Annotated in this window: 18 protein-coding genes and 1 pseudogene; 10 read left to right on the forward strand and 9 right to left on the reverse strand. The window is 59.6% G+C overall.

Features of this window, described 5'->3' with window-relative positions; genetic code table 11:
* Position 1: 1 nt before the first annotated feature.
* Both OC605_RS14700 and OC605_RS14705 read right to left on the reverse strand, forming a co-directional pair.
* Positions 2-805, reverse strand: a complete 804-nt coding sequence (locus tag OC605_RS14700; protein WP_125925318.1) for an alpha/beta fold hydrolase — start codon at positions 803-805, stop codon at positions 2-4.
* A gap of 14 nt (positions 806-819) precedes the next feature.
* A complete protein-coding gene (locus OC605_RS14705; RefSeq protein ID WP_016771199.1) occupies positions 820-1,743 on the reverse strand; it encodes a LysR family transcriptional regulator in 924 nt (307 codons plus the stop codon).
* Positions 1,744-1,792: 49 nt separating this feature from the next.
* Here OC605_RS14705 and OC605_RS14710 point away from each other — a divergent pair, with 49 nt between their 5' ends.
* From OC605_RS14710 to OC605_RS14720, 3 genes are all read left to right on the forward strand, one after another.
* Positions 1,793-2,107 carry a hypothetical protein gene (locus tag OC605_RS14710; RefSeq protein ID WP_016771198.1) on the forward strand — a complete coding sequence of 105 codons (315 nt, stop codon included), beginning with the start codon at positions 1,793-1,795 and terminating at the stop codon, positions 2,105-2,107.
* Positions 2,108-2,339: 232 nt separating this feature from the next.
* Entirely contained in the window at positions 2,340-2,939 is a 600-nt protein-coding gene (locus OC605_RS14715) for an FMN-dependent NADH-azoreductase (protein WP_073472882.1), read from the forward strand.
* A 345-nt stretch (positions 2,940-3,284) separates the two neighbouring features.
* Positions 3,285-4,151, forward strand: a complete 867-nt coding sequence (locus tag OC605_RS14720) for a carboxylate/amino acid/amine transporter (RefSeq protein ID WP_186568394.1) — start codon at positions 3,285-3,287, stop codon at positions 4,149-4,151.
* Positions 4,152-4,256: 105 nt separating this feature from the next.
* Here OC605_RS14720 and OC605_RS14725 read toward each other — a convergent pair whose 3' ends face one another.
* Complete coding sequence (locus tag OC605_RS14725; RefSeq protein ID WP_262137883.1) at positions 4,257-5,555, reverse strand: mechanosensitive ion channel family protein; 1,299 nt, start codon at positions 5,553-5,555, stop codon at positions 4,257-4,259.
* Positions 5,556-5,746: 191 nt separating this feature from the next.
* Here OC605_RS14725 and OC605_RS14730 point away from each other — a divergent pair, with 191 nt between their 5' ends.
* A complete protein-coding gene (locus OC605_RS14730; protein ID WP_024012040.1) occupies positions 5,747-7,087 on the forward strand; it encodes a DEAD/DEAH box helicase in 1,341 nt (446 codons plus the stop codon).
* Between the two features lie 51 nt (positions 7,088-7,138).
* On the opposite strand, the gene OC605_RS14735 is transcribed toward OC605_RS14730, so the two are convergent.
* A complete protein-coding gene (locus tag OC605_RS14735; protein ID WP_262137885.1) occupies positions 7,139-7,414 on the reverse strand; it encodes a hypothetical protein in 276 nt (91 codons plus the stop codon).
* 89 nt (positions 7,415-7,503) lie between these two features.
* Positions 7,504-8,238: a DUF899 domain-containing protein gene (locus OC605_RS14740; RefSeq protein WP_262137886.1), complete on the reverse strand. Its 735-nt coding sequence runs from the start codon at positions 8,236-8,238 to the stop codon at positions 7,504-7,506.
* Positions 8,239-8,409: 171 nt separating this feature from the next.
* On the opposite strand from OC605_RS14740, the gene OC605_RS14745 reads away from it, so the two are divergent.
* Entirely contained in the window at positions 8,410-8,802 is a 393-nt protein-coding gene (locus OC605_RS14745) for a transcriptional regulator (RefSeq protein ID WP_262137887.1), read from the forward strand.
* Positions 8,803-8,923: 121 nt separating this feature from the next.
* Here OC605_RS14745 and OC605_RS14750 read toward each other — a convergent pair whose 3' ends face one another.
* The 3 genes from OC605_RS14750 to OC605_RS14760 form a co-directional block, all read right to left on the reverse strand.
* Positions 8,924-9,793, reverse strand: a complete 870-nt coding sequence (locus OC605_RS14750) for a DUF6279 family lipoprotein (RefSeq protein WP_262137888.1) — start codon at positions 9,791-9,793, stop codon at positions 8,924-8,926.
* A gap of 76 nt (positions 9,794-9,869) precedes the next feature.
* The gene (locus OC605_RS14755; protein WP_262137890.1) at positions 9,870-10,586 is read right to left on the reverse strand and encodes a TorF family putative porin; all 717 of its coding nucleotides are present in this window, start codon (positions 10,584-10,586) and stop codon (positions 9,870-9,872) included.
* Between the two features lie 203 nt (positions 10,587-10,789).
* Positions 10,790-10,978 carry a hypothetical protein gene (locus OC605_RS14760; protein WP_016985943.1) on the reverse strand — a complete coding sequence of 63 codons (189 nt, stop codon included), beginning with the start codon at positions 10,976-10,978 and terminating at the stop codon, positions 10,790-10,792.
* A gap of 339 nt (positions 10,979-11,317) precedes the next feature.
* Between OC605_RS14760 and OC605_RS14765 the strand changes: the two genes are divergently transcribed.
* The 3 genes from OC605_RS14765 (at position 11,318) to OC605_RS14775 (ending at position 13,774) form a co-directional block, all read left to right on the forward strand.
* A complete protein-coding gene (locus OC605_RS14765; RefSeq protein ID WP_016771157.1) occupies positions 11,318-12,154 on the forward strand; it encodes a S1 RNA-binding domain-containing protein in 837 nt (278 codons plus the stop codon).
* Between the two features lie 44 nt (positions 12,155-12,198).
* A complete protein-coding gene (locus tag OC605_RS14770) occupies positions 12,199-12,591 on the forward strand; it encodes a DUF2177 family protein (RefSeq protein WP_262137891.1) in 393 nt (130 codons plus the stop codon).
* Positions 12,592-12,844: 253 nt separating this feature from the next.
* On the forward strand, positions 12,845-13,774 hold the full coding sequence (locus OC605_RS14775; RefSeq protein WP_262137892.1) for a DMT family transporter: 930 nt from the start codon (positions 12,845-12,847) through the stop codon (positions 13,772-13,774).
* Here OC605_RS14775 and OC605_RS14780 read toward each other — a convergent pair.
* Positions 13,722-14,901, reverse strand: a pseudogene (locus OC605_RS14780) (MFS transporter). The gene OC605_RS14775 and the pseudogene OC605_RS14780 overlap by 53 nt on opposite strands.
* A 104-nt stretch (positions 14,902-15,005) precedes the next feature.
* Here OC605_RS14780 and ptrR point away from each other — a divergent pair.
* Together ptrR and OC605_RS14790 are read left to right on the forward strand one after the other, a co-directional pair.
* Positions 15,006-15,899: a putrescine utilization regulator PtrR gene (ptrR, locus tag OC605_RS14785; protein WP_262137893.1), complete on the forward strand. Its 894-nt coding sequence runs from the start codon at positions 15,006-15,008 to the stop codon at positions 15,897-15,899.
* A 142-nt stretch (positions 15,900-16,041) separates the two neighbouring features.
* Positions 16,042-16,170: a PA1414 family protein gene (locus OC605_RS14790; protein WP_003184145.1), complete on the forward strand. Its 129-nt coding sequence runs from the start codon at positions 16,042-16,044 to the stop codon at positions 16,168-16,170.
* Positions 16,171-16,292 lie beyond the last annotated feature (122 nt).

Genomic DNA, 16,292 nt, shown 5'->3' on the forward strand with positions numbered 1-16,292 from the left:
GTCAGTGATCCTGAGAGTGAAGGTCGGCTGTGGCGAGAAAATCCAGCAGCGTGTGATTGAAGCGTTCGGGTTGATCGAGCGGGGTGGCATGGCGCGAGTCGTCAATGACCACCAGCCGCGCATCCGGCAGCAGTTTTACATAGGTTTCCTTTAACGCCACCGGTGTGTAGTCACGGTCGGCGCTGATGACGAGCGTTGGACAGGACACCCGGGAAAGTCGTTCCTGAACGCCCCAGCCCACGATCGCATCGAAGCTGGCGAGATAAGCACGTTTGTCGTTTTTTGCCCAGCGTTCGGCCATTTTCCGTCGCAGATCGGCCTGTTCCGGCTTGGGGAAAAGTTTGCTGCCGAGGGCTTTGCCGATGGTTTCCAGGTTGAGCAGGCGCATCAGGCTCCAGCGTTTGAACCACTGCCAATAATCATCGCGGCTGCGCAATTTGACCTGTGGCGCGCTATTGACGATGGTCAGGCTCTTGAGCGCTTGCGGCTGATCGACAGCCAGCTGAAAACCGATCATCCCGCCCATCGACAGCCCGACGTAGTGTACCGGGCCGAGGCGCAGGTGTTCGATCAAGGCCAGCAGGTCGGCGCTGAACCCGGCGATGCTGTAGCGCTCGCGGGGTTTGTCCGAGCGCCCGTGGCCGCGTATGTCCGGGACGATCACCCGGTAGTGCGCGGCCAGCGCGGGGATCTGCATTTCCCAGTCCAGGGTGCTCGAGCCGAGCCCGTGAACCAGCAGCAACGGCGCACCGTGGCCATATTCCTCGTAGTGCAGGTTGCAACCTTCGTGCTCGAAATACGCCATCGGTGAACTCCGTGTCAGGCTTGTTCGGGGGCGGCAAACGGTGCGTCCAGCGGCAAGGTGTCGAAGGTGCGCAGCAGTTCGATAAGGATTTGCGTGGCCGGGCCCAGGGGTTTGTCCTTGTTCGAATACAGATAGAAACTCGAATTGCGGCTGCCGCCTCGGTCCAACGGTAGCAGCTTGAGCGAACCATCCTTCAATTCGCGGTCGATCATGTGCCGCGGTAGCCAGGCAAAACCCAGGCCGCTGCTGACAAAGGTCGCGGCGGTGGCGAGGCTGCCGACGGTCCAGCGCTGTTCGGCGCCGAGCCAGCCGACATCGCGCGGCTGCTGGCGGCCGGAGTCGCGGATCACCACTTGCATCTGGGTTTCCAGATCCTGAAAGCTCAGCTCGCGATTGAGCCGATGCAGCGGGTGATCAGGGTGGGCAACGGCGACGAACTCGACATCGCTCAACTCCGCACCCAGGTAGCCCGGAATGCTCAGGCCGGTGATCGCCAGGTCCGCCACGCCTTCGAGCAGCACTTCCTCGACCCCCGACAACACTTCCTCGCGCAGACGCACGCGGCAGCCGCGACTCTGCGGCATGAACGCGGTCAGGGCGCGGACGATCCGCGCGCTCGGGTAGGCCGCATCGACCACCAGCCGCACTTCCGCTTCCCAGCCTTGCTCCATGTGATGGGCGAGGTCTTCGAGTTGGCTGGCCTGTTTGACCAATTGCCGCGAACGGCGCAGCAATACGCCGCCGGCCTCGGTGAGCACGGCTTTGCGCCCGTCGATGCGCAGCAATGGCACGCCGAGCTGATCCTGCATGCGGGCGACGGTGTAGCTCACCGACGATTGCGAACGGTGCAGGGCCTCGGCGGCCTGGGCGAATCCGCCGTGGTCGACCACGGCCTGCAACGTTCGCCATTGATCAAGGGTCACGCGGGGCGCTTTCATCAATAGCTCCTCTTGTCCTAAGCTGGCCGTCCCTCATGGAGACTGCCGAATGAAAAAATTCTGTTGTGTGGTGCTGGCGCTGCTGCCGTTGACCGCGTTTGCCTATCCGATCGATGTGCAAAAGGATCTCAACGGCATGAAGATCGACTACGAGACTTACGACACGGACAACGACATCGGCTCGATCCGTGTGGCCAACTACGGTGATGTCGACGCGACCTGCCGTGCGGTGTTCAGCAACGGCCCGGAAGCACCGCGCACGCGCAGCATCGATGTGCCGGCCGGCAAGCATAAAAACGCCACGGCCAAGTTCACCCGCGAGATCATCAAGCTGCGCATCAAACTGACCTGCACCCCGAAATAGCACCGCGAACCGTTGTGGGAGCGAGCTTGCTCGCGAAAGCGGTATGTCATTCAACAATGATGTCGACTGATACGGCCAATTCGCGAGCAAGCTCGCTCCCACAGGGTATGTGTCAGCATCTAAACTAATTATTCGATGCTTTGCAGCAATTATTTGCGCTTTTTCATCGATTCGACTCTGTTTAACCTTCACTCCATCGACTTACAACATATTCGGATGGAGGCTACACACCATGTCCCGCGTTCTGATCATCGAAAGCAGTGCCCGCCAGCAAGACTCGGTTTCCCGTCAACTGACCCAGACCTTCATCGCTCAGTGGAAAGCCGCGCACCCTGCCGATCAGATCACCGTGCGTGACCTCGCCGCGAACCCGGTGCCGCATCTGGACGCCAACTTGCTGGGTGGCTGGATGAAGCCCGCCGAACAGCGCAACGACAGCGAACAGGCGTCCCTGGACCGCTCCAACCAATTGACTGATGAGCTGCTTGCCGCCGACGTGCTGGTGATGGCTGCACCGATGTACAACTTTGCGATCCCGAGCACGCTCAAGGCCTGGCTCGATCATGTGCTGCGCGCCGGGGTGACCTTCAAGTACACCGAAACCGGTCCGCAAGGTCTGCTCAACGGCAAGCGCGCCTTTGTCCTGACTGCTCGCGGTGGCGTGTATGCCGGTGGCCCGGCGGATCATCAGGAACCGTACCTGCGTCAGGTGATGGGTTTCATCGGGATCAACGACGTGACCTTTATCCATGCTGAGGGCATGAACCTGGGCGGTGACTTCCAGGAGAAGGGCCTGAATCAGGCCAACGCCAAACTGTCTCAGGTCGCTTGATCGGTTAATCGCCAGATAATCGCCGATTGTTTAAGTGACCTGGCGCAACCCCTTCAAGGTTCCACGCGCATCGAACCTCCCTTTGCACTTTTGCTCCTGAGTGCTGTAGCCCGATTGAACGCTTTAGCGAGATCGGGCTTTTTTTTGTCTGCGATTTGACGAACAACACATGACTCCTTGTGGGAGCGAGCCTGCTCGCGAAAGCGGTGTCTCAGAAAAGTATCTGCCGTCTGACACGCTGCCTTCGCGAGCAGGCTCGCTCCCACCGGTTATTTGTGTTTCCGGCTATTCGCAGTGAGCGGCAAAACCCGCTATCGTCGCCGCCATTCGATTTTCGAGGCGAACATGGGCTATCTACTTTTTGTGACGCTGATCCAGGCGTTTTCCTTCAGTCTGATCGGCGAATACCTGGCCGGGCATGTCGACAGTTACTTCGCGGTGCTGGTGCGTGTGGTGCTGGCCGGACTGGTGTTTATTCCGCTGACGCGCTGGCGTTCGGTGGAGCCGGCGTTCATGCGTGGCATGTTGCTGATCGGCGCGTTGCAGTTCGGTGTGACTTACGTCTGCCTGTACCTGAGCTTCCGCGTGCTGACGGTGCCGGAGGTTTTGCTGTTCACCATTCTTACGCCGCTGCATGTGACGTTGATCGAAGACGCGCTGAACCGTCGCTTTAATCCGTGGGCATTGATTGCTGCGCTGGTGGCAGTAGGCGGTGCGGCGGTGATTCGCTTCGACAGCATCAGTCCCGACTTTTTCATGGGCTTTCTGCTGCTGCAACTGGCCAACTTCACCTACGCCGCCGGGCAAGTGATGTACAAGCATCTGGTGGCCAAGCATCCGAGCGATCTGCCGCATTACCGCCGTTTCGGTTATTTCTACCTGGGCGCGTTGGCGGTTGTGCTGCCAGCGTTCCTGTTGTTCGGCAAGTCGAACTTCCTGCCGGAAGCGCCGCTGCAATGGGCGGTGTTGCTGTTTCTCGGACTGGTGTCGACGGCGCTGGGTCTGTACTGGTGGAACAAGGGCGCGTGCATGGTCAACGGCGGTACCCTGGCGGTGATGAACAACCTGCATGTGCCGGTGGGGCTGCTGTTGAATCTGCTGATCTGGAATCAGCATGAGGAACTGGGGCGGTTGTTCCTTGGCGGGGGTGTGATTCTGGCGGCTGTGTGGATCAGCCGGTTGGGTATCCGCAAATCCGCGGTCGCCGCATAACCCTTGTGGGAGCGAGCCTGCTCGCGAAGGCGCTGGCTCAGATAAGTATGGGGCGACTGACACATTGCATTCGCGAGCAGGCTCGCTCCCACATTGGATCTTGGGTTACATCAGGTGTTTTTCCGGCTCCGCAATACTCGCCGAGCCCAACACCGCCGGCAGCAACCCGGCGCGCAAATCCCCGCCACTCGGCTGCTGATACAGGCTCAGCCCGAACTCCGGCAGCACCGCCAGCAGGTAATCGAAAATATCCCCCTGAATCCGCTCGTAATCGGCCCACACCGTGGTGCGGGTGAAGCAGTAGATTTCCAGCGGAATGCCCTGCGCGGTGGTCTGCATCTGCCGGACCATGCAGGTCATGTTCGGCTGAATCTCCGGGTGACTCTTCAAATACGCCAGTGCGTACGCGCGAAAGGTGCCGATGTTGGTCATGCGGCGGCGGTTGGCCGACATGGCGGCGACATTGCCCTGCGCTTCGTTCCAGGCTTTGAGCTCGGCTTTCTTGCGGCCCATGTAGTCGGTCAGCAGGTGCACCTGGGAGAGCTTTTCTTCCTCGTCGTCGCGGATGAAGCGCACGCCGCTGGCATCGATGAACAGGCTGCGTTTGATCCGCCGACCGCCGGACTGCTGCATGCCGCGCCAGTTCTTGAACGACTCGGACATCAGCCGCCAGGTCGGGATCGAGACGATCGTCTTGTCGAAGTTCTGCACCTTGACCGTGTGCAGCGTGATGTCGACCACGTCGCCATCGGCGCCGACTTGCGGCATTTCGATCCAGTCGCCGACCCGCAGCATGTCGTTGCTGGTCAGTTGCACGCTGGCAACGAACGACAGCAGGGTGTCCTTGTAAACCAACAGAATCACCGCCGACATCGCACCCAGACCCGACAGCAGCAACAGCGGCGAGCGGTCGATCAGGGTGGCGACGATGATGATCGCGCCGAACACGTACAAAACCATTTTCGCCAGTTGCACGTAGCCTTTGATCGAGCGTGTACGCGCATGCTCGGTGCGCGCGTAGATGTCGAGCAGGGCGTTGAGCAGGGAACTGACCGCCAGCAGCAGGAACAGGATAGTGAAGGCCAGGGCGACGTTGCCGAGAAAATTCATCGCGGTTTTGCTCAGCTCCGGCACCAGGTGCAGGCCGAACTGGATCACCAGCGATGGCGTCATCTGCGCCAGCCGTTGAAACACCTTGTTGTGGCGAAAGTCGTTGACCCAGTGCAACGCCGGTTGGCGGCCGAGCATGCGGCTGGCGTGCAGGATCAGGTAACGCGCCACCCGTCCGAGCACCAGCGCAATGACCAGCAGCACCAGCAGCGCCAGTCCCGATTGCAGAAGTGGGTGCTCTTCGAGCGTGCCCCAGAGGCCTTGGGCTTTGAGCCAGAGCTGTTTGATATCCATAAGCGGAACATTTCTTCTGTAAGACGCGAGGGCCGATTAGAGCATTTAAGACGCTGTGTATTGCAGCGAGTGACAAATCGGGCAACAAAAAAACCACTGATTGTCGCCGTTTGCACAAAGAAACTCGGCCTGAGCGCTCGAAACCGGTAACCTATGCAGCTGTTTTTTTGCATATCTTCGAGGTAGCACCCGTGTTTTCCCAATTCGCCCTGCACGAACGCCTGCTCAAAGCCGTGGCCGAGCTGAAATTTGTCGAGCCAACGCCAGTGCAAGCCGCGGCCATCCCGCTGGCGCTCCAGGGGCGTGATCTGCGGGTGACGGCGCAAACCGGTAGCGGCAAAACCGCCGCTTTCGTCCTGCCGATCCTCAATCGCCTGATCGGCCCGGCGAAGATCCGCGTCAGCATCAAGACGCTGATCCTGCTGCCGACCCGTGAACTGGCCCAGCAGACCTTGAAGGAAGTCGAACGCTTCTCGCAGTTCACCTTCATCAAGTCCGGCCTGATCACTGGCGGCGAAGACTTCAAGGTGCAGGCGGCCATGCTGCGCAAAGTGCCGGACATCCTCATCGGCACCCCGGGGCGGATGATCGAGCAGCTCAATGCCGGCAACCTCGACCTGAAAGAAGTCGAAGTGCTGGTCCTCGACGAAGCCGACCGCATGCTCGACATGGGTTTCGCCGAAGACGTGCAGCGTCTGGTCGATGAATGCCCGAACCGTCAGCAGACCATGCTGTTCTCCGCCACCACCGGCGGTTCCGGCCTGCGCGAGATGATCGCCAAGGTCCTGAACAACCCGGAGCACCTGCAGCTCAACGCCGTCAGCCAGCTCAACTCGACGACTCGTCAGCAAATCATCACCGCCGACCACAATCAGCACAAAGAGCAGATTGTGAACTGGCTGCTGGCCAACGAGACCTACCAGAAGGCCATTGTCTTCACCAACACCCGCGCCATGGCCGACCGTATCTACGGCCGCCTCGTGGCTCAGGAATACAAAGCGTTCGTGCTGCACGGCGAGAAAGACCAGAAGGATCGCAAACTGGCGATCGATCGTCTGAAGCAGGGCGGTGTGAAGATCCTCGTCGCGACCGACGTTGCGGCCCGTGGTCTGGACGTCGACGGTCTGGATCTGGTGATCAACTTCGACATGCCACGCAGCGGCGACGAATACGTGCACCGCATCGGTCGTACCGGCCGCGCCGGCAACGACGGTCTGGCGATCTCGCTGATCTGCCACGGCGACTGGAACCTGATGTCGAGCATCGAGCGCTACCTGAAGCAGAGCTTCGAGCGCCGCACCATCAAGGAAGTCAAAGGCACCTACGGCGGACCGAAAAAGGTCAAGGCCTCGGGTAAAGCCGTCGGCGTGAAAAAGAAAAAGACTGACGCCAAGGGCGACAAAAAGAAAACCGCCGCCAAGACGCCGACCAAGCGCAAGAGCGTCAACCGTCCAAAGCCGGATTCTCTGGTGAGCAGCGACGGCATGGCCCCGCTCAAGCGTCGCAAGCCAGCCGAGCCTGCGGCTGAGTAAGCTAAAGAACGCGCATAAAAAAACCGGGCATTGTCCGGTTTTTTTTCGTCCTCAACTGTCGGCTTTCTTCTCCGCCGACCCCAGTTCCTTCAAACGCTGATCGATCAGCTGGCACTTGTCCGGCAGATCGGCGCTGGCCGTGTCCAGATCCATTTTCTGCAACTCGGCGTTGATCTCCTTGGCCTTTTCCGGATTCTGCTCGGTGAGCTTGGAGACTTCCTTGGCCAGTTGTTCGCGTTTGATCGTCGCCTCTTCCGGCGTGCAGGCCCAGACGGGCAGGGCGCAGGCAAGGGTGGCGGCGAGAGACAGCTTGATCAGGGTTTTCATGGGCAGGCCTCAGTTCCGGTTAAGGCGGGTTGAACGGTTGAGGGCTGAAGCCTGGTAAAAGTTCAGAAACTGTGGGGCCAGGATTGTCCTCAATCGGCATGGCAGCAACCCGACTTCGGCGCACCGTCATACCGATCATGATGCCGCACCCATTCCATGATCTCGTCTTCATTCCTGCCCTTGGGCGTCAGATCCAGATAGTGGTAAGCACCAACCAGCATGTCCAGACCGCGCGCGTATGTGGAATAGGTGTGAAAAATCTCGCCTTCGTCATTGCGATAAAACACGCTCAGCCCCGGCATTTCTTCCTCGGCGCTGTCGGTCTTTTCGTAGTTGTAGGTAGCCTTGCCCTCGGCGACGTCTTCAGCCCGGGCGCAGACGCCGAAGTCGTAATTGAAATCGCAACCTTCTGACGAGACCCAGTCGAACTTCCAGCCCATGCGCTGTTTGAATGCCTGAAACTCGTCGAACGGCGCGTGGGAAACTGCGACAACTGCAACGTCGTGATGGGCCAGGTGCTGGTTGGCGCCGTCAATGTGGTCGCTGAGGAACGAGCAGCCCTGGCAGCCTTGCTCCCAGCCTTTGGCAAACATGAAATGGTAGATGATCAACTGGCTGTTGGTGCCAAACAGGTCGTTGAGCTTGAGCTCGCCGTTCGGCCCTTGGAAGTGATAGTCCTTGTCGACTTTCACCCACGGCAGGGCGCGGCGCTCGGCGCTGAGGCGATCGCGTTCCCGGGTGAAGGCTTTTTCGTGGGCCAGATGCTGCTCGCGGGCGGCGAGCCATTCTTCGCGTGATACCACCGGATGGTTTGTAACGTTCATGACGATGTCTCCTGCGGGTGAACCGGCTGTTTCAGCCTAGTCGTTCATCGTGCGAGGGAATCGACAGCCGCCGGTCGGTCGGGTCCGGAAATACTGCTGAACGGCTGCGCAGCGCTTCGGTCACAACCTTGAACGCGGCACAAAATCACCCGCACCGGAGGTTGGATCAGGATGACGACTTATAACTGGGATTTGATTGAACGTTTGCTGCATGAAGTGCAGAACAGCGCTGGCCAAAGCTTCGCTCCCCGCGCTTATGCCGAAGACTATGCGGCGGAGAAAGCCAGCGCTGGCGAGCCGATCGACAATCTCGATCACTTGAAAACCCTGGCCTGTGATTATGAAAAGCTCTTGCTGGAGCGCGGATTCATCGAGCCACGGCCGGATCACGAGGGCAGTACTGGCAACAACTTCATTCTCACCCCGCGCGGCTCCAGCCTGTTGAGCCTGATCGACAGCAGCATCCCCGGCAACGACCATCCGCGTCAGGTGCTGGATGAACAGGAGGATGCGCTGGATGAGGTGACGTTTGATGAAGTCGCTTCAAAGGCTCAAATCGCCTGAACCAGCGAAATCCGCCCTGTGGGAGCGAGCCTGCTCGCGAATACGGTCTGTCAGTGACATTGAACTGTCTGATACACCGCTTTCGCGAGCAGGCTCGCTCCCACATTGGATTCCAGTGATTTCAAGGTTTCTGCGCGGCCTTCAGGCACTTGAGGTCATTGAAGTCTTTGCGCACTCCCTCGATTTTCTTCAACAACCGCTCACGCTGTTGCGGCGTGCTCTCGGCCATCAAGTCGACAAACAGCGAGCGCGCCTGGGCTTCGGTGTTGGCGTAGGCCTTGCGATAATCCGCTGTCCACAACCGCTCGCGATTGACCAGAAGTGTCTCGATGCGTTGTGGGAATTCCGCGCTTTGGCGTTGCGCAACGGCGGCGCTGAACTGTTGCTGCCAGTGCGCGCGATTGGCGATCCATTGGGTGTTCTGGTCGCCCAAGGCATTGGTCCAGGCCACGACGCGTTGTTTCTGTGTATCACTGAGTGGGCCTAGCCAATCGTTCAGGCGTTTTTCCATGCGCTCGCCGCGTTCCTTGATCTGCTGAGCCAGCGGCGGTTTCACGTATTCCTGCTGACGTTTGCGCAAATCCTTGGCGAACGCTTCGTTCATTTCTGCCACCTGTTTATCGTCCAGTCCTTGCAGCAGCTCGATGGCCGAAGGGGTGATTTCCCGGGCGGTTTCGGCGATGGCCTGTTTGGCTTCGGCGGTGCGCTCCTGCAGAGCGGCGTCGCTGACCTGATTGCTCTGGACCATGGCCTGCAAACGGTCCAGCCAGTCAAGGTAACCGGGTAACTGCGTGGTGCAGTGCCAGCTCAGGTGTTCCTTGAGCCGTTCGCTGAACCAGTCTTTCTGCTCGCCGTTCATGTCCACGTAATCGCTGAGCGACCACGGGATAATCACGTCGAGGTTGCGGTAGGCCAGGCCCACGCGGCTGCAAGCGCCGAGGGCGAGAGTGAAGATCAACAGGGCGGCAATCTGTTTGAACCAGCGAGACATGGCAAATCCTTGCAAGAGCCTGGCGTCGGAAATCTGATTCTTATGTGATGCAGGATGCGCGCGGCAGTTCAGCCGATCAATAGAACGTGCGTACAGCCTTGAGGGTGACGAGGCCGTCACACTCGCTGTTGTGCCCGGAATAGGCCGAGCAATCACTGCCGCTGAGGCTGGAGTCGCTGTAGATCAGATCAAGATCGACGCCCATGAATGGCCGCGACAGTTTCACCGACCAGTCAGTGAAAGTGCTGATGTAACCACCGTCCACCGCCGCCGGTGTATTCAACTGGTGCGTGGTGTATTTCATGCTCACGCCAATACCGAACGGCTGATTGCCAGTGAGGTCGGCAAACAAGGTGTTGTTCTGTTTATCCGGGTCGTTGCTCAGGGCAATGCCAAAGCGACTGCCGAGCAGGGTCAGGCCACCGAACAGCTCTTGGCTGTCGAGGGTGTCCACGCGGGGATAGCTGTAATGGATCATCCCGACTTCATAGCCGAGCACCTGATCGAACGGCTGCTTGAAGCCGACGTAGGAATCGATCTCGAGGTTCTTGCCCGGGCTGATGCCCATGCTCGGCGCGTACTGGCCGAAATACACGCCGCTGTCGTGGCTCAGATCAAGGCCACCGTGGAACGAGCCGACCGCCGCCGGTTTCACCAGACCCTGGGCCATGCTGCGGCTGGGCGTAGTGCCGAGCTTGAGATCGAAGTCACCCAGTTCACCCTGAAAAACCTGCGCGTGCGCAGTCGCGCCTGACAGCAGGCTGACGAACAATAAACAGGGAAATGGGCGCATGCGTCACTCCATGAACCGCGAGCGCAGGGCGAAGGCCTGCTGAAACGCTTGATCTAGACGCGTGCAAGGATACCGGCGAATGCCTGGCATTGATGGCCGTTCGTCGTTTTTCGGGAATTTTTGTTTAAAACGAAGGGGTGTTGCGCGGTGCCAGTCCAGGCGCTTCGAAGTTCAAAGCGCCTCTGGACGGGGTGAAACCGGTGTTACTTCTTGCCCAGGCTGATCTGCTTGGACGGGCCGAATGTCTGGCCACTGACGCCTTTGGCAATTTGCTGGATCTCGCCGCCGGACTTGAGGAATGCTGCGATCTGATCGTTGATCGATTCGCTGGTTTCAACGGCTGGAGCTGGCTTTGCTTTGCTGGTGGATGCTTTTACACGCATGGCGGCCATTAACCTTTAGAAAAGTAACTCGGCCAGGCATCGTACAGGAATAACTTGACAATAGCTTGGTAAATATCCCCCGGATTAACCAACCGTAACGCTGCATTATTACCGGCCGCCCACTCGTAATAAGCAGCTAACCTGCTGTTTTAAATAAGAACATTTAATCGAGGTGAGGCAAATCAGCACGGCTGTGAAGCGTCGGGCCGGACTGACGAGCGGCACCCCGCAGGCCAGTGATCACGCAGAATCAACAGGTTGACGCAGATTTTCCGCTGCGAGGATCTGTCGCCCGACGTCTGCGGCAAAAACGGGTAGAATGCCGCCCACGTATTGAGGGTTTCGGAAATGGCTTTAGTCGGGCGTTACAACAGTTTGCAAGTGGTTAAACACACTAACTTCGGTTTATATCTGGACGGCGGTGCCGACGGCGAAATTCTTTTGCCCAACCGTTATATCCCCAAAGATATTCCCAGCGAAGATGAAGACTGGCTCAACGTATTCATCTATCTGGACAGCGAAGACAAACTTCTCGCCACCACGGAAAAACCCAAAGTTCAGGTCGGCGAATTTGCCAGCCTGAAAGTGGTTGAAGTCAACAGCATCGGCGTGTTCCTCGACTGGGGCCTGCCGAAAGATCTGTTGCTGCCGTACTCGGAAGAAAAGCGCCAGATGACTGCTGGCGAATACTGCGTGGTGCACGTCTACCTCGACAAACACACGCGCCGCATCACCGCCACCGCACGCCTTGATCGTTACCTGGACAAGACCCCGGCCACCTACAGCCCGGGCCAGGAAGTTGATCTGCTGGTAGCCGAAGCCACCGACATGGGCTTCAAGGCGATCATCAACAACAAGCACTGGGGCCTGATCCACAAGAACGAGATCTTCAAGTTCATGCGTTCGGGCATGCGCGAGAAAGGCTTCATCAAGGAAGTGCGCGCCGACGGCAAGATCAGCCTGAGCCTGCAACCGGTCGGCCAGGAAGCGGCGAGCAGCCTGAGTTCGAAGATCCTCGGCAAGTTGCGCGAGAACGACGGCACCCTGGCGGTCAGTGACAAGAGTGATCCGGCACTGATCAGCAGCCTGTTCGGCGTCAGCAAGGGCAACTTCAAGAAAGCCATCGGCTCGCTGTACAAGGAAGGCAAGATCGTCATCCACGCCGATCGCATTGAACTAACCTGAGCCTTGAGTGGCCCATGTTGCAGGCCACACAAGAGGTTGGATCGATGAAAAAGGCGCTGATCGCTTACGTCGCAACGCTGCTGACGTTTCTGCTGCTCGATGGCATCTGGCTCGGGCTGCTGATGGCGCCGACCTATCGCGAACTGCTCGGTTCGCTGATGCTGGAAAAACCGCTGCTGTTGCCCGCAGCGGTTTTTTATTGCCTGTACGTTATTGGCTGCGGGGTGTTTGTCGCGTTGCCGGCGCTGAGCTGGCAGAGGGCGGCGAATCTGGGCGCGCTGTTGGGGCTGGTGGCGTACGGCACTTATGACCTGACCAATTGGGCGACCTTGCGCGATTGGTCGATGCAGGTGAGTTTGATGGATTGGGCGTGGGGGACAGTGGCGACAGCGGTTGCCTGCACGGTGGGTTATTTGGTGGCGAAGCGGTTTGCCTGAGCTGATCCGGCAGTTGTGTTGGCAGTGCTGGCCTCTTCGCGAGCAGGCTCGCTCCCACATGTTCACCGAACCCTCTGTGGGAGCGGGCTTGCCCGCGAATGACGGCGCAGCCGTCAACCATTCAGCGCTGACGCCACTGACCAACTTAATGTCTTTTCCAGACGGCTTTTTCCGCGCATCTGATTGATAATCCCCGACACTGTTTTCTGACCATTGGATGGCCTGCCATGTTGTGTGTGTTCGAGGTGTTGCGGTGAGTGCCGAGCGGCGCAATGCCGACGGTTTTGCCCTGCAAGTGATGATCGGCCTGTGCCTGATCTGGGGTGTGCAGCAAGTTCTGATCAAATGGGCGGCAACGGACATCGCGCCGGTGATGCAAGCGGCGGGGCGCTCGGGGATTTCTGCGTTACTGGTCGGTTTACTGATCTGCTGGAAGGGCGGTTGGGATCAGGTCGGCAGCACCTGGCGCGGCGGCTTGCTGGCCGGTGCGCTGTTTGGTCTGGAGTTCCTGTTCATCGCCGAAGGCCTGCAACTGACTACCGCCGCGCATATGTCGGTGTTCTTGTATACCGCGCCGATCTCCACCGCACTCGGCGTGCATTTCCTGCTCGCCAGCGAGCGGTTGCGCCCGTTGCAATGGCTGGGGATTCTCCTGGCTTTCATCGGCATTGCGATTGCCTTCGCTGGCGGTGTGTCGTGGGACAACCTTGATCGGCGCATGCTGCTGGGCGATGCCTTCGGCGTATTGGCCGGCGCCTGTTGGGGCGCGACCACCGTGGTGGTGCGCGCCTCGCGATTGTCGGAAGCGCCGGTGACGCTGACCCTGTTCTATCAGTTGCTGGTCGGTTTCATCGGCCTGCTGTTGATCGCGCTGTTCAGCGGCCAGATCACCCACGTCAGCCTGACTACCGTGGCGGTGGCCAGTGTGCTGTTCCAGGGCCTGGTGGTGTCGTTCTTCAGCTACCTGGTGTGGTTCTGGCTGCTGCGCCGTTATCTGGCGGCCAACCTTGCGGTGTTCTCGTTCATGACGCCGTTGTTCGGCGTGACCTTCGGCGTGCTGCTGCTCGGCGAACAGTTGAGCGTGAACTTCGTCATCGGCGCCGTGCTGGTGCTGCTCGGCATCACTTTCGTCAGCGCCGAACAGTGGCTGCGTCGGCGTTTGCGCAAGGCGCTGGGCCAGTAGCCTTGGCCTGCATCGCCAGCGCGCCGGCCAGCAACAGGCCGGCACCGGCGATCAGCAGCGCCGGCTGCAAGCCGCCGCTGAAATGGCTGCTCAGCGCCGCCAGCAGCGGGCCGCTGAGCTGGCCGACAGCGAAGCACGCCGTGAGCATCCCGGCGTTGCGCTGAGTGGCGTGGGGCGCCAGCTCTCGCGACCGCTGCATGACCAGTTGCATGCAGGCCAGAAACGGCGTGCCGCAGAGGATCACCCCCAACGCCAGACCGAGGCCGCTGCCCAGCAGACAGGCGAACACTCCGGCCGCTTGCAGCCACAACGTCGCCATCAGCCAGTGCCGCGTGGTCTCGGGATCATGTCGGCGCAGACTCACCAACCACACACCGATTGCCGCGCCGAGGCCAAAGCACGGCCAGAACAGATCCGCCTGCCACTGGCCGTGAAACTGCGCATTGGCCATCTGCGACAGGAACGTTGCCGGAATGATGTAGCCGATGCCGTACAACGCATACACCAGCGCCAGCCGGGCAATGCCGCGATTCGCTGGGTTCACATGGGGTGGCGCTGGCCTCGCTACCACCGTGGGCTGCGGCAACAACCGCCAGACGCCGAGCATCATCAGCAACGCGGCGGCCGCGTAGATCAGCCACAGGGTTGCCGATGTCTGCTGCAAGCGATGTGAGACCAGCGCTAGCAACCCTGTGAGAAAAATCCCCAGACCCGGCCCGGCGAAAACCAGAGCACCCCAGCGCGGGCGACCCGCTGCCGCCGCCAGCGGCTGACTGAGTGAAGTAATCATCACCAGCACCCAGGCACTCGCCACCCCGGTACCAAAACGCAGCAGCAAGTGCGACCAGAAACCGTTGGCCCAGAACGACGCCAGGGTCAGCAGCACGCACAGCCACAGCCCGCCATGCAATCGTCGCTGCACCTGCTGCGGCCGCTGGGCGAACATCGCATCCACGGCACCGAGCAGATAGCCGAAGTAGTTGGCCGCCGCGATCAGCCCGGCAGCGGTGAGGTCGATCTGCCCTTCGCTGAGCAGGTGCGGCATCTGAGGAGGCGGCGAAACGGCCAATGCCCATGGCCATCATCAGGGCAACGAAACAGGCGGATAAACGTATCAGCGGCGACATGGTCGGGCTTCCTTCAAAGCAGCAATGACCGTCAGGCTAGGATCGATTGACTTTCTTTAAAATTGAATAATAGTGAGTAACTTGTTCTGTTCAGGAGAAAGTGGGTGGAATTCAGCCAACTGCGGATATTTCAGGCGGTCGCCGAGGAAGGCTCGATCACCCGCGCCGCCGAGCGTTTGCATCGTGTGCCGTCGAATCTGTCGACGCGGCTGAAACAGCTCGAAGAGCAGTTGGGTGTCGAACTGTTCGTCCGCGAACGGCAGCGCTTGCAACTGTCGCCGGCGGGCAAGGTTTTGCTCGATTACACCGGCAAACTTTTCGCTCTGCGCGATCAGGCCAGTGCGGCGGTGATGGGCGGGCAACCGGCCGGCGACTTCGTGCTGGGCACCATGTACAGCACGGCGGCGATCCATCTGCCGGCGTTGCTGGCGCGTTATCACAAGCAATACCCGATGGTGAATTTGCAGGTGCAATCGGCACCGACCGGGGAATTGCTCGAAGGGTTGCTCACCGGTCGCCTCGACGCGGCGTTGGTCGACGGCCCTCTGGAACTGGCCGGGCTCGATGGCGTGCCGTTGTGCGAGGAGCGGCTGGTGCTGATAACCGAAATCGACCATCCACCGGTGCACAGCGCGCGGGATGTCGAGGGACGCTCGGTATTCACCTTCCGTCAGGGCTGTTCATATCGCATGCGTCTGGAAGCGTGGTTCTCTCACTACCACGCGGCGATGGGCCGGCCGATGGAGATCGAGTCGTATCAGGGCATGCTCGCCTGTGTGATTGCCGGCAGTGGTGTGGCGTTGATGGCCGAGTCGATGCTGGCCAGCCTGCCGGGTCGCGAAAGCGTCGCCGTGCATCCGTTGGCCGCGCCGTTCGCGGGTGCGACAACATGGCTCATGTGGCGCAAGGGCATGGCCGGGGCCAACCTGAATGCCTGGATCGACGTGCAGCAAGCGGTCTATCCCGTGGCTTTGCATGAAGTGCGTGAAACAGCCTGAACCAATCGCAACAGATTCTGTTCAATTCAGTAACAGATCATTGCGGATTTGGCCGAGCATTGCGTAGGACTTCGGACTATTATCAGTGCGAAGCGGCCTCAGAATTCCGGCCGCTCAGCACCACCCTGAAGGGGGCATGACGATGAAAGAGAAAATCCAGAACTGGCTGCACGATTTGGGAGTTGCCCTCGGTTTGATCGAACCGCCTCTGCAACCGGTACCGATTCGCACGGACGACGAACAGCGCCGACGCCAGCCACGTCGCCGTTAATACCTGCGATCAGAGATTTCAAGATCGCAGCCGTCGGCAGTTTCTACAAAGTGTAGGAGCTGCCGAAGGCTGCGATCTTTTGTTTTTTATCAGGCAAAAAAAACGGGTGTGGTTACCGACGC

Source organism: Pseudomonas sp. Marseille-Q5117 (genome assembly GCF_946901175.1).
GTDB classification, from domain to species: domain Bacteria; phylum Pseudomonadota; class Gammaproteobacteria; order Pseudomonadales; family Pseudomonadaceae; genus Aquipseudomonas; species Aquipseudomonas iranensis.

Excerpts from the sequence above, each read along its gene's own strand:
- OC605_RS14700 (WP_125925318.1), bottom strand. The coding sequence starts at position 805 with ATGGCGTATTTCGAGCACGAAGGTTGCAACCTGCACTACGAGGAATAT.
- OC605_RS14705 (WP_016771199.1), bottom strand. The coding sequence starts at position 1,743 with ATGAAAGCGCCCCGCGTGACCCTTGATCAATGGCGAACGTTGCAGGCC.
- OC605_RS14710 (WP_016771198.1), top strand. The coding sequence starts at position 1,793 with ATGAAAAAATTCTGTTGTGTGGTGCTGGCGCTGCTGCCGTTGACCGCG.
- OC605_RS14715 (WP_073472882.1), top strand. The coding sequence starts at position 2,340 with ATGTCCCGCGTTCTGATCATCGAAAGCAGTGCCCGCCAGCAAGACTCG.
- OC605_RS14720 (WP_186568394.1), top strand. The coding sequence starts at position 3,285 with ATGGGCTATCTACTTTTTGTGACGCTGATCCAGGCGTTTTCCTTCAGT.
- OC605_RS14725 (WP_262137883.1), bottom strand. The coding sequence starts at position 5,555 with ATGGATATCAAACAGCTCTGGCTCAAAGCCCAAGGCCTCTGGGGCACG.
- OC605_RS14735 (WP_262137885.1), bottom strand. The coding sequence starts at position 7,414 with ATGAAAACCCTGATCAAGCTGTCTCTCGCCGCCACCCTTGCCTGCGCC.
- OC605_RS14740 (WP_262137886.1), bottom strand. The coding sequence starts at position 8,238 with ATGAACGTTACAAACCATCCGGTGGTATCACGCGAAGAATGGCTCGCC.
- OC605_RS14745 (WP_262137887.1), top strand. The coding sequence starts at position 8,410 with ATGACGACTTATAACTGGGATTTGATTGAACGTTTGCTGCATGAAGTG.
- OC605_RS14750 (WP_262137888.1), bottom strand. The coding sequence starts at position 9,793 with ATGTCTCGCTGGTTCAAACAGATTGCCGCCCTGTTGATCTTCACTCTC.
- OC605_RS14755 (WP_262137890.1), bottom strand. The coding sequence starts at position 10,586 with ATGCGCCCATTTCCCTGTTTATTGTTCGTCAGCCTGCTGTCAGGCGCG.
- OC605_RS14760 (WP_016985943.1), bottom strand. The coding sequence starts at position 10,978 with ATGGCCGCCATGCGTGTAAAAGCATCCACCAGCAAAGCAAAGCCAGCT.
- OC605_RS14765 (WP_016771157.1), top strand. The coding sequence starts at position 11,318 with ATGGCTTTAGTCGGGCGTTACAACAGTTTGCAAGTGGTTAAACACACT.
- OC605_RS14770 (WP_262137891.1), top strand. The coding sequence starts at position 12,199 with ATGAAAAAGGCGCTGATCGCTTACGTCGCAACGCTGCTGACGTTTCTG.
- OC605_RS14790 (WP_003184145.1), top strand. The coding sequence starts at position 16,042 with ATGAAAGAGAAAATCCAGAACTGGCTGCACGATTTGGGAGTTGCCCTC.